This is a genomic window from Chryseobacterium sp. ZHDP1, from assembly GCF_018603435.1.
Lineage (GTDB): Bacteria > Bacteroidota > Bacteroidia > Flavobacteriales > Weeksellaceae > Chryseobacterium > Chryseobacterium indicum.
Genome location: NZ_CP075682.1, coordinates 522,570 through 544,812, shown reverse-complemented (window position 1 = coordinate 544,812; position 22,243 = coordinate 522,570). Strand labels below are relative to the sequence as shown.

The following is a 22,243-nucleotide window of genomic DNA, read 5'->3' as shown; positions in this document are numbered from 1 at the left end:
TATATACTATGCATGCATAGTATTATGCTTGTCATATAATTTAATCATCTGATTATCATTTATTTAACAAAATTTAACGTAAATAAATATTATGCATGCATAATATTTACTAAATTTGGATTATAACCATTCGGCAAAAATGATGGATAACAATAAAGAAAAAATAGAAAACGTAGATCTTATTTTAAAACAGACATGGTTAGCTGTTTCTAAAATGTATACCGAATTAGCTCAGGAGCACGATTCGACGGCGGTTCAGGCACTTACTCTTCTAAAAATTGATCCTAAAGAAGGTACAAGAAGTACAAATCTGGGTCCGAAAATGGCAATTGAACCTACTTCCCTTACAAGAATTATTAAACTACTGGAAGATAACGGATATATCTATAAGGAAAAAACAACAACTGATAAAAGAGAAGTCATTATAAAGCTTACAGATAAAGGTCTGAACTCCAGAAATCTTTCTAAGGAAGTTGTGGTAAATTTCAACAAAAGGGTAATGGAAAAAATCTCTCCTGAAAAGCTGGACACTTTCAAAGAAGTGATGAGTGAAATCATGAAAATAGCAACCGACTTAAACAATAAAAAATAAATTCTGATGAAGAATAATTTGTTTGAAAGTTGAAACCTTCATGAAGAATAAAGAATTAAAAAGTACAAATAATAAATTAAACAAACCGTCAGGTTACAACTGACCAATAATAAAATAAATATAATCAAATGAAAAGAAGAATCAAACACGTTACAGTTCTTGGTTCAGGAATTATGGGAAGCGGTATTGCAGCACACTTTGCCAATATTGGTGTAGAAGTTTCGTTGCTGGATATTGTTCCTTTTGAACTTTCTGAAGCAGAACAGAAAAAAGGTTTGACCAAAGATGACAAAGCGGTAAGAAACAGAATCGCTTCAGAAAACTTTGAAAAACTCAAGAAAGCAAGTCCGGCTCTGCTCTACTCTCCGAAATTCGCAGACAGAATAAAAGTTGGAAACTTTGATGATGATTTGCCAAAAATAAAAAATACAGACTGGATTATTGAAGTTGTGGTTGAAAGACTGGACATCAAAAAATCGGTTTACGAAAAAATTGAGCAGTTCAGGAAACCGGGAACATTGATTTCTTCCAATACTTCCGGAATCCCTATTCACCTTTTAACAGAAGGAAGAAGCGAGGATTTCAAACATTACTTTGCAGGAACACACTTCTTTAATCCTGTACGGTACCTTCCTCTTTTAGAAATTATTCCTACAAACGATACTGCTCCTGAAGTTATCGACTTCTACATGAATTACGGAGCAAAATTCTTAGGAAAAACAACCGTTTTAGCAAAAGACACCCCTGCTTTTATTGCCAACAGAATCGGTGTTTTCTCTATGATGGATCTTCTTCACAATGTTCAGAAATTAGGGTTAACCGTTTCCGAGGTTGATAAATTAACAGGTCCTGTGATTGGCCGTCCGAAATCTGCGACCTTCAGAACAGCGGATGTTGTAGGTCTTGATACATTGGTAATGGTGGCAAACGGTGTTCGCCAAAGCGGAGTTGAAGCCAATGACTTCAATAATGTTTTTGCCCTTCCGGATTACATCCAGAAAATGGTTGACAATAAATGGTTGGGTTCAAAAACACAACAGGGTTTCTATAAAAAAGTGAAAAATGCAGAAGGAAAATCTGAAATTCACGGATTAAACCTTGATACTTTAGAATACGAACTTCAGGGCAAATCTTCTTTTGCGACTTTAGAATTAACTAAAAATATCGATAAACCGATTGACAGATTCAAAGTGTTAATCGGCGGAAAAGATAAAGCGGGAGAATTGTACAGAAAATCTTTGGGTGCATTATTCGCCTACGTTTCTCATAAAGTTCCTGAAATTTCCGATGAGGTTTACAAAATCGACGATGCAATGAGAGCAGGTTTCGGCTGGGAAAACGGTCCTTTTGAAATCTGGGACGCTGTAGGCGTTCAAAAAGGTATTGAACTGGCTAAAGAAGCAGGTTACGAAGTTTCAGACTGGGTGAAAAACGTTGAGTCTTTCTATAAAGTGAATGATGAAGGTCAGAGTATTTACGTTGATAAAAACTCAGGTGCTTACAACACCATTCCGGGACAGGATTCTTTAATTATTTTAGATAATATCAGAAAAAATAAAACGCTTTGGAGCAACTCCGGTTCTGCAATACAGGATTTAGGCGACGGAATTATCAACTTTGAAATCCGTTCCAAAATGAACTCCTTGGGAGGTGAAGTTCTGGATGGATTAAACAGAGCAATTGATTTAGCTGAAAAAGAATATGACGGATTGGTTGTCGGAAATCAGGGCACAAATTTCTCTGTTGGAGCCAATTTGGCAATGATTTTAATGATGGCTATTGAGCAGGATTGGGATGATCTGAATATGGCGATTGCTTACTTCCAGAAATCAATGATGAGAGTTCGCTACTCTTCTATTCCTGTTGTTGTTGCTCCTCACGGAATGACACTTGGTGGAGGTTGCGAAATGACGATGCACGCTGACAGAGTGGTTGCAGCGGCAGAAACATATATCGGATTGGTAGAAACCGGAGTGGGTGTAATTCCTGGCGGTGGAGGAACCAAGGAACTAACCTTAAGAACTTCAAGAGAATTCCACAGCGATGATGTTAAAAACAACAGACTTCGTGAGGCTTTCATGAATATTGCGATGGGTAAAGTGGCAACTTCTGCTTATGAAGCTTACGATATGGGAATTTTGGAACATGGAAAAGATATTGTTTCCGTAGATAAGAGAACCCAAATTAAAACTGCGAAAATGTTGGCTAAAAGTTTAGCAGAACACGGTTATACGCAACCTATCGAGCAAAAAGTAAAAGTTTTAGGTAAAGACGCTTTAGGAATGTTCTACGTAGGAACAGACCAGATGTTAACCGGAAATTATATTTCTGAACACGATAAGAAAATTGCAGATAAGTTAGCCAACGTAATGGTAGGTGGAAATCTTTCTGAACCAACAGTTGTAACGGAGCAGTATCTATTGAATCTCGAAAGAGAAACATTCTTACAGCTTTGCGGGGAAAGAAAAACACTGGAGAGAATTCAGTATATGTTACAGAATGGTAAACCGTTGAGAAATTAACAGGGAGCTCCGTAGGAGCGAACTGATAATAGCAGAATAATTTTAGAAAGACATTGAGCCTCGTAGAGGCGACCTGTTAGTTTTATGGCAAACACGTATACACAAATTTATATTCAAATTGTTTTTGCGGTTAAAGGAAGACAAAATCTGATTCCAAAAGAAAACAGAGAAGAATTACATAAATTTATTACAGGTATTGTTTCCAACAGAAATCAAAAATTATTCGCAGTTTTTGCAATGCCGGATCATGTACACATTCTTGTAAGTATAAGTCCTACGATTACAATTTCAGATTTGGTAAGAGATATTAAAGCAGGTTCATCAAAATTGATTAATGAGAAAGTATGGATGAATGGAAAATTTAACTGGCAGGAAGGATACGGAGCTTTTTCCTATTCTAAAAGCAGTATAGATTCAGTTGTGAAATATATTTTAAACCAAGAAGAACATCATAAAAAGAAAACATTCAAAGAAGAATATCTGGATTTTATGGAAAAATTTGAAATTAAATATGATCCTGAATATCTATTTGAATGGATTGAAATTTAACAGGTCGCTCCTACGGAGCTCCGCAAAGCAAAAACAAACAACTATTAACAGTTTACCTCTATGAGGCAAAAAATTCTCAAAAAATTTAATTAAATAAAACATATGAAAACAGCATATATAGTAAAAGGGTTCAGAACTGCCGTTGGAAAAGCGCCAAAAGGAAGTTTAAGATTCACAAGACCCGATGTAATGGCGGCAATCGTAATTGAAAAATTAATGGCTGAACTTCCGCAATTAGACAAAAACAGAATCGATGACCTTATCGTAGGAAATGCAATGCCGGAAGCTGAACAAGGCTTAAATGTGGCACGTCTGATTTCTTTAATGGGTCTTAACACTGACAAAGTTCCCGGAGTTACCGTAAACAGATACTGTGCATCAGGAAGTGAAGCGATTGCGATTGCTTCTGCAAAAATTCAGGCAGGAATGGCAGACTGCATTATTGCAGGAGGTACAGAATCGATGTCTTACATTCCGATGGGTGGTTACAAACCGGTTCCTGAAACTCAGATTGCCAAAACAAATCCTGATTATTATTGGGGAATGGGTTACACGGCGGAAGAAGTTGCCAAGCAATATAAAATTACGAGAGAAGAACAGGATCAGTTTGCGTTTGAATCTCACATGAAAGCTTTAAAAGCCAATCAGGAAGGAAAATTTAAAAATCAGATCGTTCCGATTCCTGTTGAATATAATTTCTTAGATGAAAACCAGAAAATGCAGACTAAAAAGTTTGATTTCTCTGTTGATGAAGGTCCGAGAGCAGATACATCTTTAGAAGGTCTGGCTAAATTGAGACCAGTTTTTGCCAACGGAGGAAGCGTAACTGCCGGAAACTCATCCCAGATGAGCGATGGAGCGGCTTTCGTAATGGTCATGAGCGAAGAAATGGTAAAAGAATTGGGACTTGAACCTGAAGCAAGATTAGCAGCTTATGCAGCAGCAGGATTGGAACCAAGAATTATGGGAATGGGACCAATTTATGCAATCCCGAAAGCTTTAAAACAGGCAGGTCTGGAATTAAAAGATATTGAGCTTATCGAACTAAACGAAGCATTTGCCTCACAATCAGTTGCAATCAAAAAAGAACTGGGTTTAAATCCGGATATTTTAAATGTAAACGGTGGAGCCATAGCTTTAGGTCACCCTCTTGGATGTACCGGAACAAAATTAACGGTTCAGCTTCTTGACGAAATGAGAAAACGCGGAAATAAATATGGTTTGGTTTCTATGTGCGTTGGAACAGGACAGGGAGCAGCAAGTATATTCGAACTTCTTTAATTAATTATAGATTTTAAATTATAAATTTTAGATGAAATGAGTTTTAAGGAAGACAATTTGATTCAGATTAAGACATTTGAATTTGCATTGAAAATTATTAAATTTTATATCCAGTGCAAAGCTCAGAATGAATTTATTCTATCAAAACAAATTCTTCGTTGCGGAACTTCAATTGGAGCCAATGTTGAAGAAGGAATCGCAGCTCAATCTAAAAAAGACTTTATTTCCAAACTTTCAATTGCAAACAAAGAAGCACGGAAAACCAGATATTCTGAGACTTTATCAGTCTTCAAATTTAGTTCAAATCGAAATTGATTCCTATTTAAAAGAAATTGAAAGTATCATTAATATTTTAACGAAGATCATTAAAACTTCATCTGAAAATTTATAATTGAAATCTAATTTAAAATTTAAAATAAACAATAATGAGCAATATAGTAAAAGGTGGAGAATTCTTAATTAAAGAAATTCCTGCAAACGAAATCTTCAGTCTTGAAGAACTGAATGAAGAACAAAAAATGCTTCGCGATTCTGCGAAAGAATTTATAGACAGAGAAGTAGTTCCGCAAAAAGAACGTTTCGAAAAAAAAGATTATGCATTTACAGAAGAAGTAATGCGTAAACTTGGAGAAATGGGATTATTGGGAATTGCTGTTCCTGAAAATTACGGAGGTCTTGGAATGGGATTCGTAACAACGATGCTTGCCTGCGATTACATTTCAGGAGTTACAGGTTCATTGGCAACAGCTTATGGAGCGCATACAGGAATCGGTACCCTTCCGATTGTTCTTTACGGAACAGAAGCTCAGAAACAAAAATATCTTCCGGACTTAGCTGCGGGAACAAAATTCGGTGCTTATTGTTTGACTGAGCCGGATGCCGGTTCTGATGCCAATTCAGGAAAAACAAGAGCAAAATTGTCTGAAGACGGAAAACATTACATCATCAACGGACAGAAAATGTGGATTTCCAATGCAGGATTTGCAGATACTTTTACTTTGTTTGCCAAAATTGATGATGATAAAAACATCACAGGTTTCGTCATTAACCGTTCAGAACTAGAAAATCCTGAAAGCCTTACTTTTGGTGAAGAAGAACATAAATTAGGTATTCGTGCCTCTTCTACCCGTCAGGTTTTCTTTAATGATATGAAAATTCCTGTTGAAAATCTTTTAGGAGAAAGAAACAACGGATTTAAAATCGCTTTAAATGCATTGAATGTTGGTCGTATCAAATTAGCGGCAGCTTGTCTTGATGCACAAAGAAGAATTTTAAATCACTCTATTCAATATTCCAATGAAAGAAAACAGTTCGGGGTTTCTATTTCAACTTTCGGGGCGATCAGAAAGAAAATTGCTGAAATGGCAACCGGAGTTTTCGTGAGTGAAGCAGGATCTTACAGAGCAGCAAAAAATATTCAGGATAAAATTGATGAACTGGTTGCAGGAGGAATGGATCATCAGGCAGCAGAACTGAAAGGAGTTGAGGAATTCGCGGTTGAATGTTCAATTCTTAAAGTTTTCGTTTCAGATCTTGCGCAGCATACTGCCGATGAAGGAATTCAGGTGTACGGAGGAATGGGATTCTCTGAAGATACTCCGATGGAAGCAGCATGGAGAGATTCAAGAATTTCAAGAATTTATGAAGGTACCAACGAAATCAACAGATTATTAGCGGTTGGAATGCTCATCAAGAAAGCGATGAAAGGAGAATTGGATTTATTATCTCCAGCAATGGCGATCAGCAAAGAACTGATGGGAATTCCTTCATTCGACGTTCCGGATTATTCAGCATTTATGAGCGAAGAAAAAGCAATTATTGCGAATCTTAAAAAAGTATTCTTAATGGTTTCCGGAGCGGCGCTTCAGAAATACATGATGGATATCGAGAAACAGCAGCATTTATTGTTAAACGCTTCCGAAATTCTTAATCAGATCTATATGGCAGAATCTGCAGTTTTAAGAGCAGAAAAACACTTCTCTCCTGATTCTGTGGAAGCAGCAATGGCTCAGCTAAACCTTTACAAAGCGGTTGAAAAAATTATCGTGGCAGCAAAAGAAGGAATTGTTTCTTTTGCAGAAGGTGACGAGCAGAGAATGATGCTTTCAGGATTAAGAAGATTCACGAAGTATACCAACCACCCTAATGTGGTTGCATTAACAGAAAAAGTGGCAGCTCATTTTATTGAAAAAGGAAACTATTAAAAATAGTTTGATGCAATAGAAAATCCCGAAAATAATTTCGGGATTTTTTTATTAAAATATTATGGAAGTAATAAAAAATAATATTCAATTGTCTTTTCAATATTATTTTTAACCATTTTAAAATTCAATTATTTTTTATACTTTTAACGAAAATACAAAAAAATGAAAATAACATTATTAGCAATTCTATTGTTTTCAGCATCACTTACGGCTCAGCAAAAGATCAGAAAACAATTAATTCCAAGAACAGATTCTGCCGGAATTTATAAAATTGATTCTAAAGAGATCCAGCCCCCACAAAAAGCAGATAAAAAAAATCTGTATAAAATGCCCTCTGCAAAACCCAAAGAAGGTACAGAATATTCCAGCCTAAAAGATCAAAGACAGGATAAAAATGATTACAGAATGCTGAATTCCATCTCTCCGGAAATTCCGGAAAAAGAAGGTATAGCAAAACAGGCTCCGTCATCATCAAAATAAACAAATCTTAAAATTATACACATGGGAAAATTTATTATTTCTACAAGAAAAAACGGTGAGTTTCAATTTAATTTAAAAGCCGCAAACGGACAGGTTATCCTTTCCAGCGAAGGCTACAGTTCTAAAGCCGGTTGCCAGAATGGCATTGAGTCGGTAAGAAAAAACGCTCAGGACGATTCTAAATTTGAAAGGCTTACCGCAAAAGACGGACGTTCTTATTTTAATCTTAAAGCAACAAACGGGCAGATTATCGGAAGCAGCCAGATGTATGAATCTGATAACGGCATGGAAAAAGGCATCGAATCCGTAAAAAACAATGCGCCAAACGCATCTGTGGAAGAAGAGCTTGATTAAAAAAGATATCATAAAATAATTTTTGTAAAATGTCTCAGAATGTTGAGGCATTTTTTATTTTTGTACTCTACTTTACATAAGATGACAAAAGAAGAAATGCTCCACAGAGCAATAAAAATAGCCGATAAGGCACATAAAGGACAAACCGATAAATATCATGCACCTTATATTGCACACGTAATGCGGGTAATGGAATACGGAAAAACACTGGACGAAAAAATTGTAGGGGTTTTGCACGACGTTGTGGAGGATCATCCTCTGGAATTCAGCCTTGATTATCTGAGAGATCAGGGATTTCCCGAATATATTATTTTTGCGATAAGCTGTCTCACCAAATTCGATCCCAACGAAGAATATGATGATTTTGTACGAAGAACAGAACGTTCTCCTCTTGCGGTTGCTGTAAAGCTCAACGATTTGCGTGATAATATGGATCTGAGAAGGGTAAACAGAGAACTTACTCCCAAAGACATCAAGAGATTTAATAAATACCTGAAAGCCTATCATTATCTAATCGAGAAATACTAGAAAATTATAAAAAAACACACAATGACTAATAACCTGCCTCCTATTTCATCGGCTTACCGTTCTAAGCTGATTTCTGCTGTTATATCAATATCCGTATTCTTTATTGTTTATTTTATCCTGATTCTCATATCGCTGCTGCTGATTTTCCTGCTGGGGTATGGAGCAATAAATCTTGTAACATTTCATCCCAGCTATTTTACTGCTATTATTGCTTTGGGGATGATAAGTATCGGGCTTATTGTTTTTTATTTTTTAATAAAATTTATCTTCATCAGGAAAAATTACAGCACAAAACATTTAATAGAAGTAGACAGAAAAACTCAGCCGGAACTGTTTGCCATTATTGATGAAATTATTCTGGAAACAAAAGTAAGCAGACCGGGAAAAGTTTTTCTGTCGCCGGAAGTAAACGCAAGTGTAAGCTACAATTCTCTTTTCTGGAGTATGTTTTTGCCTGTTAAAAAGAATCTTACCATCGGGATCGGGCTGGTAAATTCTTTAACTGTAGGTGAACTTAAAAGCGTTTTAGCACATGAATTCGGACATTTCTCACAGCGAAGTATGAAAATCGGAGGATATGTAAATCAGGCAGAAAAAATTATTTTTGATACGGTTTACAACAATAAAGATTTTGAAAATTCAATCAGACACGGATCAGGACAATGGGCATTTCAGATTGCCGGATTAATTTCTGTAGCTTTCATTAATATCTTTCAATTTATTTTAAAGATCTTTTCAGATTTTCTTTTTAAAAACAATGCTTCGTTGCGAAGAGAAATGGAGTTTCATGCGGATGCAGTGGCTACTTACGTTACTAATCCAAAAGAGCAGACTTCATCTTTATTAAGGCTGGATTTAAGCAATGCGGCGTTCAACAGTTCTTTTATGTTTTATGCAGAGAGCGGGAATAAATATCTGCCTGAAAATTTATTTGAAAACCAAAGCTTGCTGATGAAAATTTTCGGTGAAAGAAACAATCATTTATTTGAGCATGATCTTCCGAAAATAGATCTTGAAGATATTACCCGATATAATAAGACAAAAGTAAAAATTGAAGATCAATGGTCTTTTCATCCCGAAACGGACAAAAGAGTTGAAATGATCCGGAAAAATCAGACAAAAAACAATCCTGAAAATAACGATCTTGCAAAAAATATAATCCGCGGATATACGGAAATATGCAGGATTCTGACAAGCAAATATTTAACGCTGTACAATATTAAAAATGCGGGTGAAGTTATTGGTAATAATGATCAGTTCCTTCAGCTTTACAATGAAAAATATCCTTACAGACTGATAAATTCTGCATTCAACGGATATTATGAAAGTCACAATCCTGTTTTGGAAAACATTGATGAACTTATAAAAGATACTGAATTGGTAGAAAAAGAGGACTTCTTCAGCGATCACTATGTTTCTCTGGTTTATGAAAAGGCGGGAACAGAAAGTGATTTGTATACTTTGAATTATCTTGCTGAAAATCCTAAAGCTGTTAAAACCTTTACCTACACGGGAAAGCTGTACAAATCCAGAGAAGCAAGACTTCTGGTTCCTAAAATTAAAGAAGAATCCGAAGATCTGAATAAGCAGTTGTTAGAAAATGACATTCATATTTTCAGATACTTTTACAGCATTGCTGATAATCATGAAAAGGAAATTTTAGCAGCTAAATACAGAAAATTTGCTTTGCTGGATAAAGAGTTTGATATTTTCCAGAATTCCATTAACAATTTTACGCCTCATCTGGAATTTATGATGGTTACTTTGCCGTTGGAGGAAATCCGTAAGCACAGAGCTGTTTTACTAAAGAACGAAAAACCGTTTAAAGATATTTTGAAACATTTCATGGAAGAATCTGCCTACAAAGACTTTTTAACGACTGAAAATAAGCAGCTTCTTAAAGATTTCATCAGTTCCGAATATATTTATTTCAATCATGACAAATACATTCAGAAAGAAGTGGATGTTTTATTTTCTTTAATTAACGAATATCAGGCAATAATCAATAAGATTTACATAGATTTTAAAGAAGAGCTTATTGAATATCAGAAAAGACTGGAAAAAGTACATTAATCCGCTCCGGGATAATCAAATGTTTTAACTGGATGTTTGGTTCCGTCGATATTAATGTTTAAAGCAACATACAGGAAATGAAAATTCTGGTTTGAGGAAACATTGAATTCTCTCTGCCAGAGATATCCTGCAGCAACTCCCACACTATTATCGATCTGATAACCACCGCCAACATACACTCTGTTTCTTGCGAAAGTAGGTTTTGCAGGGCTTACAAAGAAAACCTCATCGTATGCATTGGCAAAAACAGTTCCTTTCTTTACTTCTTTTGCATTAAGGGAAACACTTACATTCAGACGGTAACGGTAACGCATTCTTTCAGAATTTTTGTCAGACTGAGGTTCGTAAAACCATGATTTTTCTGCACGGATTCTGTTTTCAAACTTTACAATTCCTTTTTTAAAATCGATTACGTCCTGTAACCATACCCGGAACTCTTCTTTGTTGATAGAATGGTCTTTATAAGTTGCATATCTTCCCATTCCGATGAAAGGTTTATGATTTTTGGTAAGATTATACCCCAATCCTCCTTTTATTTCGTAGTAATCGGGGTATGTAAATTCTTGAATTCCTCTTGACTGACCTTCCAGATAAAGAAAAAATTTAGGATGAAATTTGTAAGTGATGGTGACTGCATTGAAGCTGGAAATATGTTCCTGTGCTTTAAGAAATGTAACACCTAAAAGTAAACTCAAACTCACAAACAGTTTCATCTAATAAAAATTTTTGCAAATGTAAATGAATTAACAATTTCGTAATATTAACTTTCATTCATTATTAATTAACATTTACTTAATATTAATATTGTAAGAAAAACCAATGTGGAACCAACTTTGCGGCATTTGTACACCGAAAGTTTCTGTATATGAAGTATTTGTTAAATTATTAATTAAAACATACACGGAAAAATCTTTTTTGGTAAAACTCAGTTTTTCATCAAGAAGATTATAGCTTCCATTGTTCAGTCTTTCATTATAACGGTAAACCACTTCATTGGTAAAGTTTTTCAGGAATTTTGTTTCCAGTTTTGCAATAAACTGATGTTTTAAATTATCCAGAACATATCTTGCCACAAAATTACCAGACTGGTTCGCTTTGTTATCCAGATACGTGTAACCGACTGTATATTTCAGCCATTCATTTAATCTGTGATTCAATTCCGCTTCAATTCCTTTTAAGGTAGTATCTCCTATGTTCTGTGCATACCAGACTGCATCATTCGGCTTAATTTTAGTCCAGTCGATTGCATTTCCGGAATCCCGAAGGAATCCGCTCACTTTTGCCAGAATATTTTTTGTCTGATACTGATATCCCAATTCTGCGTAAACCGCACTTTCAGGTTTTAGATTCGGATTTCCAACCTCTGTTTTGCTTACATAATACAAATCTGTGAAAGTAGGAACCCTGTGAACTTTTGCAATATTTCCGTAGATTTTATTGTTTGGGTTAAAGCTAAATCCTACATCCAAACCGGGATAAAAAAAGTTTCCTTCTTTGGAATAATTTGCCCAGGAAATTCCGGGACTGATGTTTAATTTTTTATCGAGTAAAGAAAAATGATGTTCAAAGAAAACCTGCGATACAAAACGGTTTCTTTCTCCCAGATTATTGCTTACCAGAAATTCTTTCCTTAATTCTACTCCTATTCCTGTTGTTCCCAATCCCCATTCGTAAGTAGAATTTACTTCTCCTCCTACATTATTTCCGATGTGCATATTACGGTAAATTTCAGGTTTCTGCCTGTTGAAAAGATACATATCCTGCCCTCTTCTCCAGTACACATTTGAGCTGAGTTTTAACTTTCCGAATCTTTGCTGATGAGCCAAACTTACAATTGAAGCCTGCGTTTCTTCATACTGTTCCGTAGCCGCTTTTGAAGCATAAAAACCGTTTGCTCCGAATTTCTTCTCAGAAAAACCAGCCTGAAGTCTGATATTGCCTTCTTTTATATTCAGTTTACTTTGATAAAATACATTTCTGATCTCATAATCTGTATTGTACATATAGCCTTCTGAACCTGCAGAATTAGCCTGTAAAGAATTGGAAAATTTTTCATTTCCAAGCTGTGCGTTCAGACCAAAACCGTAAGTTTTATAATCTCCTCCTTCTGCGCTTATCTTTACTCTTTTTCCCGGATTTGTTTTTGTGATCACATTAATTACTCCGGCATAGGCATTCTGCCCGAATCGTCTTGCTGCAGGACCTTTGATTACTTCAATTCTTTCGACATCATCAAGATCAACAGGAAGATTCATGGAGTTATGTCCGGTCTGCGAATCATTCATTCTGATTCCGTTAAGAAGCAGCAGAACCTGTTCAAAAGAGCTTCCTCTAAAGCCGATATCACTCTGCACACCATTGGCTCCTCTCCTTCTGATATCCATTCCCGGAACCTGCTGAAGAATTTCATCGATGCTTTTTGCAGGAGAATTAATGATATCTTCTCTTGTAATGATCGTGATATTCTGGTTGGCTGTTTTGTAAGGTGTTGAAATAAGTTTTCCCTGAACCTCAATGGTCTCAATATCGGTTGATTTTTCCTGTGCGTGCATAAAGCAGAATGTTCCTACAAGAAAAACAGGAAGTATTTTTTTAATCATAATCAGTTTTATTCTCAGTTAGTTTCGTGAACGCAAAAGTACTGGAGATCATGAAGAATGACAAATGATAGTTGTCATAAAAAAAGATGCGACAGTAATATCGCATCCCGGGAAGTAATTTCGTTATCTTTTTCTCATTAAATGTGTAATAAGATCTCTGAATAATTTTCTCATTTCTATATTACATATTTATGACTGCAATTTTAACAAATTTTAAAATAAAAAGCAATACCACAAACTTAAAAAAACTTATCTTTCAAAAATTTAATCTCTTATTTTTTATTTTTAAAAATATTTTTTATCGTATTATCAAAGTCTGATACTAAAGATACATCTTCAGCTTTTATAAACTGTAACTTTTTAACAAGGATAATACGGCTGACATCAATTTTCAAATCGGGATGATTCTTTTTAATATCCGCTACATCAAAGTATTCTTCCTCCTTAAAAAAAATACTTTTTATTTTTTTTTGTTTTAATAGTTCAGGTAACATATTTCAAGTGTTAAAATAGTCATTATTTATGTTTTTCTGAAAGAAAACTTATCTTTTATCAGCATTTTTTACATCTAAAAAAAGAAACCAATCCCCATCAGAACATATATAAATCACAAATTTATGATTTAAATATAAGACTTAATATGGCATTCCGTAAAATTACCCGAAAACAATGATTCGTATACAAAATAATTAATAATAATTGTTTTTTTATTTAATAAGATCCTCGTATTTGGTTCTAACCGTGCATTTTTTGAGCAGATATGTAAATTTCTCGTTGCTGGATATATATCTCAAGTTGAACTTATAAATAAATTCATTTACATATTTTTGAAGATGTTTCTTAGATACAAAGTTATAAATTCCAGAGACAGAATTTTTAAGAATTTTCCAGCAACCTTCAATCGTATTGGTATGTATAGATTTATCTTCAGAATTAACATATTCTTTTTTGGAATGATCAACAACCAAATGAAAATAAGATGTACCCAACCCTTTATATCCGCACCATTCATCACTTATTAACCGGGTATTTTCAGAAATTACATATTGATAGATAAACGGCTGAATACTGGCTTTTTTGGTATCTTTTACAACGTATGCATTCATTTTACCACCTCTCTGCAGCATTCCTACAACAGGAACTTTATCCGGAAAATTACGGTTTTTAGAATATTCTACTTTTTTATGACGGTGCCTGTTTCTGTTCTTGCCGCCAATAAATGTTTCGTCACATTCCACATCTCCTGCAAGTTCATTATTATTTTCAATGCCAAAACATTCACGTATACGGTGCGACAGAAACCATGCTGTTTTCTGCGTTACTCCGATATCCTTTGCAAGCTGAACAGAACTGATTCCCTTTTTTCCGGATGTAAGGAGCCATATCGCCAAAAACCATTTCTGCAGGCTGATTTTAGTATTCTCAAACATGGAACCTGTTTTAACGTTAAAATATTTTCCGGTGTTCCTGCATTTGTAGCGATTTTTACTGCATTTATACACTTTAGAAGCAGAGTCGAACGGACTTTCAACAATTCCGCCCCATCTCATTTGTTCAAGATACTCAATGCAGACCTGCTCGGAAGAGAAAGTCTGTATTAACTCCAGTATAGAATTGAAATTTGTGTTAATCATGGTATTGCAATATTAGCAATTATTTAAACGAACAGTTTTCAAGCATATTATTAAATTTTAGTTAAAGTTTCTATATTTTTCTAAAAATAGGCAGCATACTCCTGAAAATAGCTGAGCATACATTCAAATATAAAAGGCTGTGGTGTAGGATTGTACATACTTACCTTTCTTTATCCGTTTTTCAAAGAAGTGAGAATTAAAATTAATTAAGAATTATAATACTCTTCAGAATATACAATATTAAAATTCACACTGTGTAGAATTGTAAATAGTCGCCATAGAGTACATTCAATCCGATTAAAAATTCGTAATTTTGTTAGTCTTAATTTTACTATGGCTCATACAACAGAAATAGATATTAAAAAACAGATTTTCGTTAAGAACGCACACCTTAACAATCTGAAACACATAGATGTTCTTATCCCAAAAAATAAACTGATCGTCATTACAGGAGTTTCCGGAAGCGGAAAATCTTCACTGGCTTTTGATACGATTTATGCGGAAGGACAGAGAAGGTATGTAGAGAGTTTAAGCTCTTATGCACGTCAGTTTTTAGGAAAACTCGAGAAACCTAAAGTTGACGATATTAAAGGATTGGCTCCTTCCATTGCCATCCAGCAAAAAGTAATTTCTTCCAATCCCCGATCTACAGTAGGAACTTCCACCGAGATTTATGATTATATGAAGCTTCTTTTCGCGAGAATCGGGAAAACGTATTCGCCGGTTTCGGGTGAAGAAGTGAAAAAGGATTCAGTTTCTGATGTGGTGGATTTCATTAAATCTTCAAAAAAAGAAACTTCGTTTCTATTAACGGCTCCTTACGATTACGATGCCGGGAATTTTAGCGAAAATTTAAATGTTCTGAAATTAGCAGGTTTTACAAGACTTGAAATTAATGGGAATGTTGCAGGAATTGAAGATCTGGAAAGTTTTGGTTTTACCCCAGAAAAGGGAATGGAAATTAATCTGGTCATCGATCGTTTTACTTATGAAGAAGATGAAAGCTTTTTACAGCGTTTGGCAGACTCTATTCAGATGGCTTTTTACGAAGGTCGGGGATATTGTTCGTTAAAAAATGTAGATACCGGAAAAGTAAAAGAATTTTCAAATAAATTTGAACTGGACGGAATCGAGTTTTTAGAACCAAATGTTCATTTTTTCAGCTTTAATAATCCTTACGGAGCCTGCCCTACTTGTGAAGGATACGGAAAAGTGATCGGAATTGATGAAGATTTAGTTATTCCCAACAAAACATTATCCGTTTTCGAAGATGCGGTTGCTTCATGGAAAGGCGAAAGCATGAGCGAATGGAAAAAGGATTTTATTAAAAAAGCAAAAGATTTTCCTATTCATAAGCCGTATCATCAGTTAACCAAAGACCAGAAAAAATACCTTTGGAAAGGTGACGGAAAAAGCACGTTCCCATCGATTGACAATTTCTTCAAAATGCTTGAGGAAAATCTGTATAAAATTCAGTACCGTGTCATGCTTTCACGTTATCGCGGAAAGACTCTTTGCCCGACTTGCGAAGGCTTGAGATTGCGTGAAGAAACAAGCTGGGTGAAAATCGACGGACATAACATCCAATCAATGATTGAACTTCCTCTGGATGAACTTTTTCCTTTAATTGAAAGCTTAAAGTTATCCGAACACGATCAGGAAGTTGCCAAAAGATTATTGTACGAAATTACAACCCGACTGGAGTTTTTACTGAAAGTAGGTTTAGGATATTTAACCTTAAACAGAACATCCAACACACTTTCCGGCGGTGAGAGTCAGAGAATTAATCTTGCGACAAGTTTAGGAAGTTCTTTGGTGGGTTCTATTTATATTCTGGATGAACCTTCCATCGGACTGCATTCAAGAGATACGGAAAACCTGATTGAAGTTTTGCAGAATCTCCGTGATCTTGGCAACACCGTAATCGTTGTGGAACATGATGAAGACGTAATGAAAGCGGCAGATTACATTATTGATATTGGTCCTGAAGCCGGCTATCTTGGCGGAGAATTGGTTTTTGCCGGGGATTACAAAGAATTGAAAGATGCAGATACATTAACTTCAAAATATCTTACCGGAAGACTGGAAATTGAAGTCCCAAAAAAGCGGAGAAAAGGTAAAGAATGGATTCATATAAAAGGAGCAAGACAAAATAATTTAAAAAATATTGATGTAGATGTTCCTTTGGAAAATCTTGTTGTAATTTCGGGAGTTTCAGGAAGCGGGAAATCGACTTTAATGAAGGAAATTCTTACCAATGACATCCAGATTCAGCTTGGAATGGGCGGTAAAAAAGGAGATTATGATGCTGTGGATTTTCCGAAAAAACTGATACAGCATATTGAACTGATCGACCAGAATCCTATCGGAAAGTCTTCAAGATCCAATCCTGTAACGTATCTTAAAGCCTACGACGACATTCGAGATCTTTTTGCCAAGCAGAAAGTTGCCAAAATGATGGGGTATAAACCTAAACATTTTTCCTTTAACGTAGATGGCGGAAGATGCGATGAATGTAAAGGAGAAGGCGTTATCAACGTTTCCATGCAGTTTATGGCAGATATTGAACTGGAGTGTGAGGTTTGCAAAGGGACACGCTTCAAAAGTGAAATTCTGGAAGTAAAGTACGACGAGAAAAATATTTCAGACATTCTTCACATGACTGTGGATGAAGCACTGGAATTTTTCAAAGATAATAAAGAAGAAAAAATCGCTACCAAATTAAAACCATTACAAGATGTAGGTTTGGGATACCTGCAGCTTGGGCAAAGCTCTTCTACCCTTTCCGGTGGTGAAGCACAGCGTGTAAAACTGGCTTCGTTCCTTGTAAAAGGTGTTACCACAGACAAGACCTTATTTATTTTTGATGAACCTTCAACAGGGCTGCATTTCCATGATATTCAGAAATTACTGAAGTCTTTACAGGCTTTAATTGATCTGGGGCATTCTGTGATTGTAATTGAACATCAACCTGATATCATTAAATCCGCAGATTACATTATTGATATCGGTCCGGAAGCAGGAAAACATGGCGGTGAAGTCGTTTTTACCGGCACACCGGAAGAACTGGCAAAAAATAAAAAATCTCATACAGCAAAGTATATTAAAGAAAAGCTGGAGAATTAAAATAAAACAGAGAGCTTTTTACTCTCTGTTTTTTTATTTGAAGATATTTAAGCTCTCACATTCAATTAAGAAAATTATCAGATCATAAACTTTGTTAAACCTTATACTTCTTAATTAAAATCTTATTGATCAGATTTATATATTATACAAAAACGGACTCTGCTTACAAAAAGTCTGATCATCCATCTGAGAAATTAAAAATTTTGCCAGATCTGTTGCGGAAATTGTTTCACCTTTGCAATCCTGAAGACTGGTTTCTGTCGCAAAACTTTCATCAGTCAGATTAATTAAAGGAAGCCTTACCAATGTCCAGTTCAGATTGCTTTTATTCAAAAGCTCATATTCTTTTTGCTTATCGGTAGTTGTTTCAGGATAATTTTGATACATCCAGTCGGTTGCCATTTTCACCTTTTCATTTTTGTGATCAAATGGTGTATTTACATTCAGTCCTGTTGTAACGATATAACGGTTGATTCCGTAGGAATTCATTGCTTTAATTATATTACCTGTTGCGTCGCTGAAAATTGATTTTTCGCCGACTGATTGTCCTAGCGTACTTATCACTACATTACAATCTTTAATTAAATGATGAACAGCTTCAGAATTTCTGACATCACCTTTCACAATATTAATCAAAGGACTCTTAAGAGTAAAATTCTCAGGATTCCTTAATAACATTCTGATGGGATATTGTTTATTTAAAAGGTTTTGAACAAGAAATTGTCCCGATTTTCCTGTTCCGCCGATAACGGCTATTGTATTTGTATTCATGATATTCTCTTTATAATGTAAAAGCAAAATTGTTAATGTACAATTGCTTTTTAGGTTTAAAAAAACGATTTTATGGGTTCAAGGAGTCTGAACCATAGAATTTTCAGGCTTTAATATTATCCTGAAATATTGGGCGTTATTTATAAAGAGATTTTAATGTGATAAAGATAGGAATTTTTCAATGATGAGAAGATATTTAATGCAAGAAAGTAACAAAGATCTGATCTTCTGTATCAAAAAAATAAAATGTACAGGAAGGATATATAAACAAAAAGAAGACCATAAATCAGCTTTTGGAGATTATTTAACAAAAAAATAATATCACAAATTTATCCATCAAAAAATATAAATTTTAACATTTAGTATATTGTCTGGCAAACATTTTATTCCTACATTTACTATGAAATACAACTGAAGTGGAAACATATTTTGCTTTTTTCAATTCTGAAATCGCAATTAAATTTATAAAAATTTAAGCACAGCATCGTCGGCTGTGCTTTTTTATTGTTGTCTAATTAAAAAAATGAGATGTATTTATCTACTGGATCTGCTCCTAAAGAGCAGATTCTTTTACATTGATAACAATGGCAATAAAAATCCGGAAATTCAATGAACTCCCGGATGTTAAAAAAAACTTGCTAAATATTAATGAAATTAATTATGATTTAAGGGTCCACATAGAACCGTTTTTGGTGGTCAGCTTTTCTAGTTTTCCTTTCTCTGAAAGCTCGTTTAACAGTCTTTCGCTTTCCTTTCTGGGAGTTCCCGATAATTCTGAAAATTCCTTTGCAGAAAGCGAATTATACTTTTCAAAAAGATTCTCCCAGTTTTTAGAGTACTCAGATTTTTTGGTGTCCGAATTCACTTTCAGAACAGCTGTTTCATAAAATGCGTAAGGTTTAGAACCGTACACAATTTCTCTTTTCCCTGCATCATTGGTAAAAAACATCGTAGGAAAACCGCGAACTCCCATCTCTCTTGCCAGCTTCAGATCTTCCTGAAAAAGCTCTTTTGCTCTTCCTTCAAAGTCTTTTTTCAGCTGGTCTGTATTTAATCCTGCTTTTTTTGCTGCGGTTACCATATGCTCCCATTTTGCAATATTTTTTTTCTTCAAAAATACCATTTCACGAAGCTCTCTCAGGAAATCCAGTGCTTTTTCTCTGTCCTGCATCTGCGCAGCTTTAAAAGCGATAGAAGGTGGATAAGAAGAATCCAGCGGATCCTGAAGCCATATATCGCCGTCGATAGGCATATCGTAATAAAGACTTACTTCATCCCAGTGATGCGCAACATCGGAAGGTTTGCTGATTCCTCCGCTGTTATAGCTCCAGTCCGGAAGAAGCCCTCCCATTCTGTATTCTATATCTATGTTATCTCCGTATTCCAGTTTTAATTTTCTCAGCTGAGGCTCAATTCCCCAGCATGAAGAGCAGATTGGGTCTGTAAAATAAATAACTTTTACAGGTTTTTCATCAGTCATTACATCAATATTCCCAATTTCAAACTTTTCTCCGGGAACTTCACAAACTCCTGTCGCAGGATCGCATAATAGAGGATTTGTAGATCTGTTTTCCATTTTTTTACTTTTATCATTCTGTCCGTTACAACTGCTTAAAGCTGCCGTGAGGAACATAAATGTTAGTATTTTGTTGTTTATCATTTTTTGCGATGATAAATATTTTACAATTTTTTAATGTTACCACAAATCTAATATATAATCATCATACTCTGGTAATGGATTTCCTTTTAGAAACTGGTTTCCTCGAGGAAACTACCTTTCTGTTTTTTTATTATCTTTACAGCACTATAATTTATTTTGAAATCATGAAAAAAGAAGCTAACCTGAATATTACTCCTATCTGTAAAAACCGTATGAATGCAATCAAAGATTCAATGGAAATTTTATCCGGAAAATGGAAATTTCATATTCTCGGAACTTTAATGCAGAGCGAAAAAATGCGTTTTATGGATCTTTTAAGAGAAATTGACGGTATTGCTGCCAAAATGCTTTCAAAAGAACTTCAGGATATGGAAATCAATCACCTGATAAAGCGTACTGTTTTAGACACAAAACCTGTAACTGTGGAATATGAAATCACAGAATACGGAAAAACTATCGAACCGATTATTGATGAAATTGCCAAATGGGGAATTGAGTACAGGAAATCTTTATATCAAAAAACCGACAAATAGTTTCTGCCGGTTGAAAAAACAAAAATTGATATGGATATGATTGATATGTGTTTTAGTGCTTTGATTTTTTATTAAAACAAATTTATATTTATTTAGACTTAATAAAAAATAACATTTGAATGACATTTGTCACTTTAAAGAAAATCTTGCGAATTAAAGTTAAATAGGAACTTGTTTAAACTAATTTTAAATTTAGCCGCAAAAGATATAAAAGACTTTATTGGATTTATTTAAAGTATTCCAAAAGTCTGCAAAGTGAAAAATCTTTGATTTTTTTTAACTTATGTACTCTTTTTTCATTTAAGTATTAAACTTAGAAACTAAAGTGTTTAAATCTTTTGCTTCTTTTGTGGTAAAAAGTTTAAAAAAATTTTAGGTGTTTTAGCCGTTGGAAGTTACAATATTTTAACTTCGGGAAAGCTGATCTAATTTTTTAAGCAATGTCGGAATTCTGAAATTTCCGTGCATCTGTTCAACTTTTCGTTTAATTTCATCTACATCTGCTCCTTTTGCAGTCAGAAATAAGGGAGTCTTACTTTCTCCGCGATAAACTGTTCTTCTTCGTGAATCCGAACTGTTAAAACCGTTTTTTGCAATTCCGACCACCGGAAATTTTTGGTCTAAAGCTTCATAAAGATGTCCTCCAAGTCCTATTTTTCCTTCTTCATCCAAAGTTACGTAGCCATCTATAATGATGATGTCGTCTTGTTGAAGCTGAATTTTATTTAAAAGACTTAAAATACACGGCAATTCTCTCTTGTAAAAGGCTCCGCTTTCGTAATCGGAAGTAATTGCTGTTTTTTCTGTAAAAATTTCTGATTCCTGTTCAGAATCCCAATCCTGAAAAGCTAAACAAACTGTATGGGCGTAGTCATCGTAATAATAAGTATCGAAAGCGTAAATCATTCTTCGTCTTGTCGTTGATTATTGTTTTTAAATGATGATAATGTAATTTTCTCTTAACTCCAATTGATTAGAAAAATTCTCCGAAATGCCACAGAATTCCACAAGGATCATGCACAAAACATTCTTTACCCCAGTCCATTGTTCTCACGGGCAATATTCTTACTTTTTCATATTTTTCAGTAAGATGTAAACTGATCAGTTCCTGATAAAATTTGTCTGTATCTTCAACTTCCACAAAAAGCATGGTATTATCAATCCAGTCTTTTACATAGGCATCCTGAAGATAAAAAGCGGTCCCGTTCCATTTAAATAAAGACATTTTAGCGTCAAGAACCACTTCTTCAAAACCCAGATCACGGTAGAAACTCCTGCTGGTTTCAAAGTTTTCAGAACCTACAAAAGGGCGCATTGATTTTATATTCTGTTCCAT

The 22,243-nt window shown here is 34.8% G+C and carries 20 protein-coding genes; 12 read left to right on the top strand and 8 right to left on the bottom strand.

The genetic code is table 11. The annotated features are described in order from the left end of the window. Positions 1 to 142 precede the first annotated feature (142 nt). The 10 genes from KKI44_RS02420 (at position 143) to KKI44_RS02375 (ending at position 10,583) form a co-directional block, all read left to right on the top strand. On the top strand, positions 143 to 592 hold the full coding sequence (locus tag KKI44_RS02420) for a MarR family winged helix-turn-helix transcriptional regulator (protein WP_076390553.1): 450 nt from the start codon (positions 143 to 145) through the stop codon (positions 590 to 592). A 128-nt stretch (positions 593 to 720) separates the two neighbouring features. Further along, positions 721 to 3,114, top strand: coding sequence for a 3-hydroxyacyl-CoA dehydrogenase/enoyl-CoA hydratase family protein (locus tag KKI44_RS02415; RefSeq protein WP_214589686.1), 2,394 nt, complete (start codon positions 721 to 723; stop codon positions 3,112 to 3,114). Positions 3,115 to 3,198: 84 nt separating this feature from the next. Next, entirely contained in the window at positions 3,199 to 3,663 is a 465-nt protein-coding gene (tnpA, locus tag KKI44_RS02410; RefSeq protein WP_214589685.1) for an IS200/IS605 family transposase, read from the top strand. Positions 3,664 to 3,765: 102 nt separating this feature from the next. After that, positions 3,766 to 4,944: an acetyl-CoA C-acyltransferase gene (locus KKI44_RS02405; protein ID WP_214589684.1), complete on the top strand. Its 1,179-nt coding sequence runs from the start codon at positions 3,766 to 3,768 to the stop codon at positions 4,942 to 4,944. Positions 4,945 to 4,980: 36 nt separating this feature from the next. After that, positions 4,981 to 5,259 (top strand): four helix bundle protein, encoded by a 279-nt coding sequence (locus KKI44_RS02400; protein ID WP_317195187.1) that lies wholly within the window; start codon positions 4,981 to 4,983, stop codon positions 5,257 to 5,259. 110 nt (positions 5,260 to 5,369) lie between these two features. Further along, positions 5,370 to 7,148 (top strand): acyl-CoA dehydrogenase family protein, encoded by a 1,779-nt coding sequence (locus KKI44_RS02395; RefSeq protein ID WP_214589683.1) that lies wholly within the window; start codon positions 5,370 to 5,372, stop codon positions 7,146 to 7,148. 162 nt (positions 7,149 to 7,310) lie between these two features. Beyond that, a complete protein-coding gene (locus KKI44_RS02390) occupies positions 7,311 to 7,628 on the top strand; it encodes a hypothetical protein (protein WP_214589682.1) in 318 nt (105 codons plus the stop codon). 21 nt (positions 7,629 to 7,649) lie between these two features. Continuing rightward, positions 7,650 to 7,982 (top strand): YegP family protein, encoded by a 333-nt coding sequence (locus tag KKI44_RS02385; protein WP_214589681.1) that lies wholly within the window; start codon positions 7,650 to 7,652, stop codon positions 7,980 to 7,982. Between the two features lie 81 nt (positions 7,983 to 8,063). Continuing rightward, positions 8,064 to 8,510, top strand: coding sequence for a phosphohydrolase (locus KKI44_RS02380; protein ID WP_214589680.1), 447 nt, complete (start codon positions 8,064 to 8,066; stop codon positions 8,508 to 8,510). A 21-nt stretch (positions 8,511 to 8,531) separates the two neighbouring features. Next, positions 8,532 to 10,583 carry a M48 family metallopeptidase gene (locus KKI44_RS02375; RefSeq protein WP_214589679.1) on the top strand — a complete coding sequence of 684 codons (2,052 nt, stop codon included), beginning with the start codon at positions 8,532 to 8,534 and terminating at the stop codon, positions 10,581 to 10,583. Here KKI44_RS02375 and KKI44_RS02370 read toward each other — a convergent pair. From KKI44_RS02370 to KKI44_RS02355, 4 genes are all read right to left on the bottom strand, one after another. Then, positions 10,580 to 11,296, bottom strand: coding sequence for a DUF2490 domain-containing protein (locus KKI44_RS02370; protein ID WP_214589678.1), 717 nt, complete (start codon positions 11,294 to 11,296; stop codon positions 10,580 to 10,582). The genes KKI44_RS02375 and KKI44_RS02370 overlap by 4 nt on opposite strands. A 75-nt stretch (positions 11,297 to 11,371) precedes the next feature. Then, on the bottom strand, positions 11,372 to 13,183 hold the full coding sequence (locus KKI44_RS02365; protein WP_214589677.1) for a TonB-dependent receptor plug domain-containing protein: 1,812 nt from the start codon (positions 13,181 to 13,183) through the stop codon (positions 11,372 to 11,374). A gap of 272 nt (positions 13,184 to 13,455) precedes the next feature. Next, a complete protein-coding gene (locus KKI44_RS02360) occupies positions 13,456 to 13,677 on the bottom strand; it encodes a hypothetical protein (protein ID WP_214589676.1) in 222 nt (73 codons plus the stop codon). A gap of 213 nt (positions 13,678 to 13,890) precedes the next feature. After that, a complete protein-coding gene (locus KKI44_RS02355) occupies positions 13,891 to 14,817 on the bottom strand; it encodes an IS1595 family transposase (RefSeq protein ID WP_214589675.1) in 927 nt (308 codons plus the stop codon). A 333-nt stretch (positions 14,818 to 15,150) separates the two neighbouring features. Here KKI44_RS02355 and uvrA point away from each other — a divergent pair, with 333 nt between their 5' ends. Beyond that, positions 15,151 to 17,943: an excinuclease ABC subunit UvrA gene (uvrA, locus tag KKI44_RS02350; protein WP_214589674.1), complete on the top strand. Its 2,793-nt coding sequence runs from the start codon at positions 15,151 to 15,153 to the stop codon at positions 17,941 to 17,943. Positions 17,944 to 18,078: 135 nt separating this feature from the next. On the opposite strand, the gene KKI44_RS02345 is transcribed toward uvrA, so the two are convergent. Beyond that, complete coding sequence (locus KKI44_RS02345) at positions 18,079 to 18,714, bottom strand: NAD(P)-dependent oxidoreductase (RefSeq protein ID WP_214589673.1); 636 nt, start codon at positions 18,712 to 18,714, stop codon at positions 18,079 to 18,081. A gap of 658 nt (positions 18,715 to 19,372) precedes the next feature. After that, positions 19,373 to 20,290, bottom strand: coding sequence for a ClpXP adapter SpxH family protein (locus KKI44_RS02340; RefSeq protein ID WP_214591081.1), 918 nt, complete (start codon positions 20,288 to 20,290; stop codon positions 19,373 to 19,375). Between the two features lie 248 nt (positions 20,291 to 20,538). Here KKI44_RS02340 and KKI44_RS02335 point away from each other — a divergent pair, with 248 nt between their 5' ends. After that, on the top strand, positions 20,539 to 20,907 hold the full coding sequence (locus KKI44_RS02335) for a winged helix-turn-helix transcriptional regulator (protein ID WP_076390327.1): 369 nt from the start codon (positions 20,539 to 20,541) through the stop codon (positions 20,905 to 20,907). 405 nt (positions 20,908 to 21,312) lie between these two features. Here KKI44_RS02335 and KKI44_RS02330 read toward each other — a convergent pair whose 3' ends face one another. Together KKI44_RS02330 and KKI44_RS02325 are read right to left on the bottom strand one after the other, a co-directional pair. Beyond that, positions 21,313 to 21,813: an endonuclease V gene (locus KKI44_RS02330; RefSeq protein ID WP_214589672.1), complete on the bottom strand. Its 501-nt coding sequence runs from the start codon at positions 21,811 to 21,813 to the stop codon at positions 21,313 to 21,315. Positions 21,814 to 21,880: 67 nt separating this feature from the next. Next, positions 21,881 to 22,243: a glyoxalase gene (locus tag KKI44_RS02325; RefSeq protein ID WP_214589671.1), complete on the bottom strand. Its 363-nt coding sequence runs from the start codon at positions 22,241 to 22,243 to the stop codon at positions 21,881 to 21,883.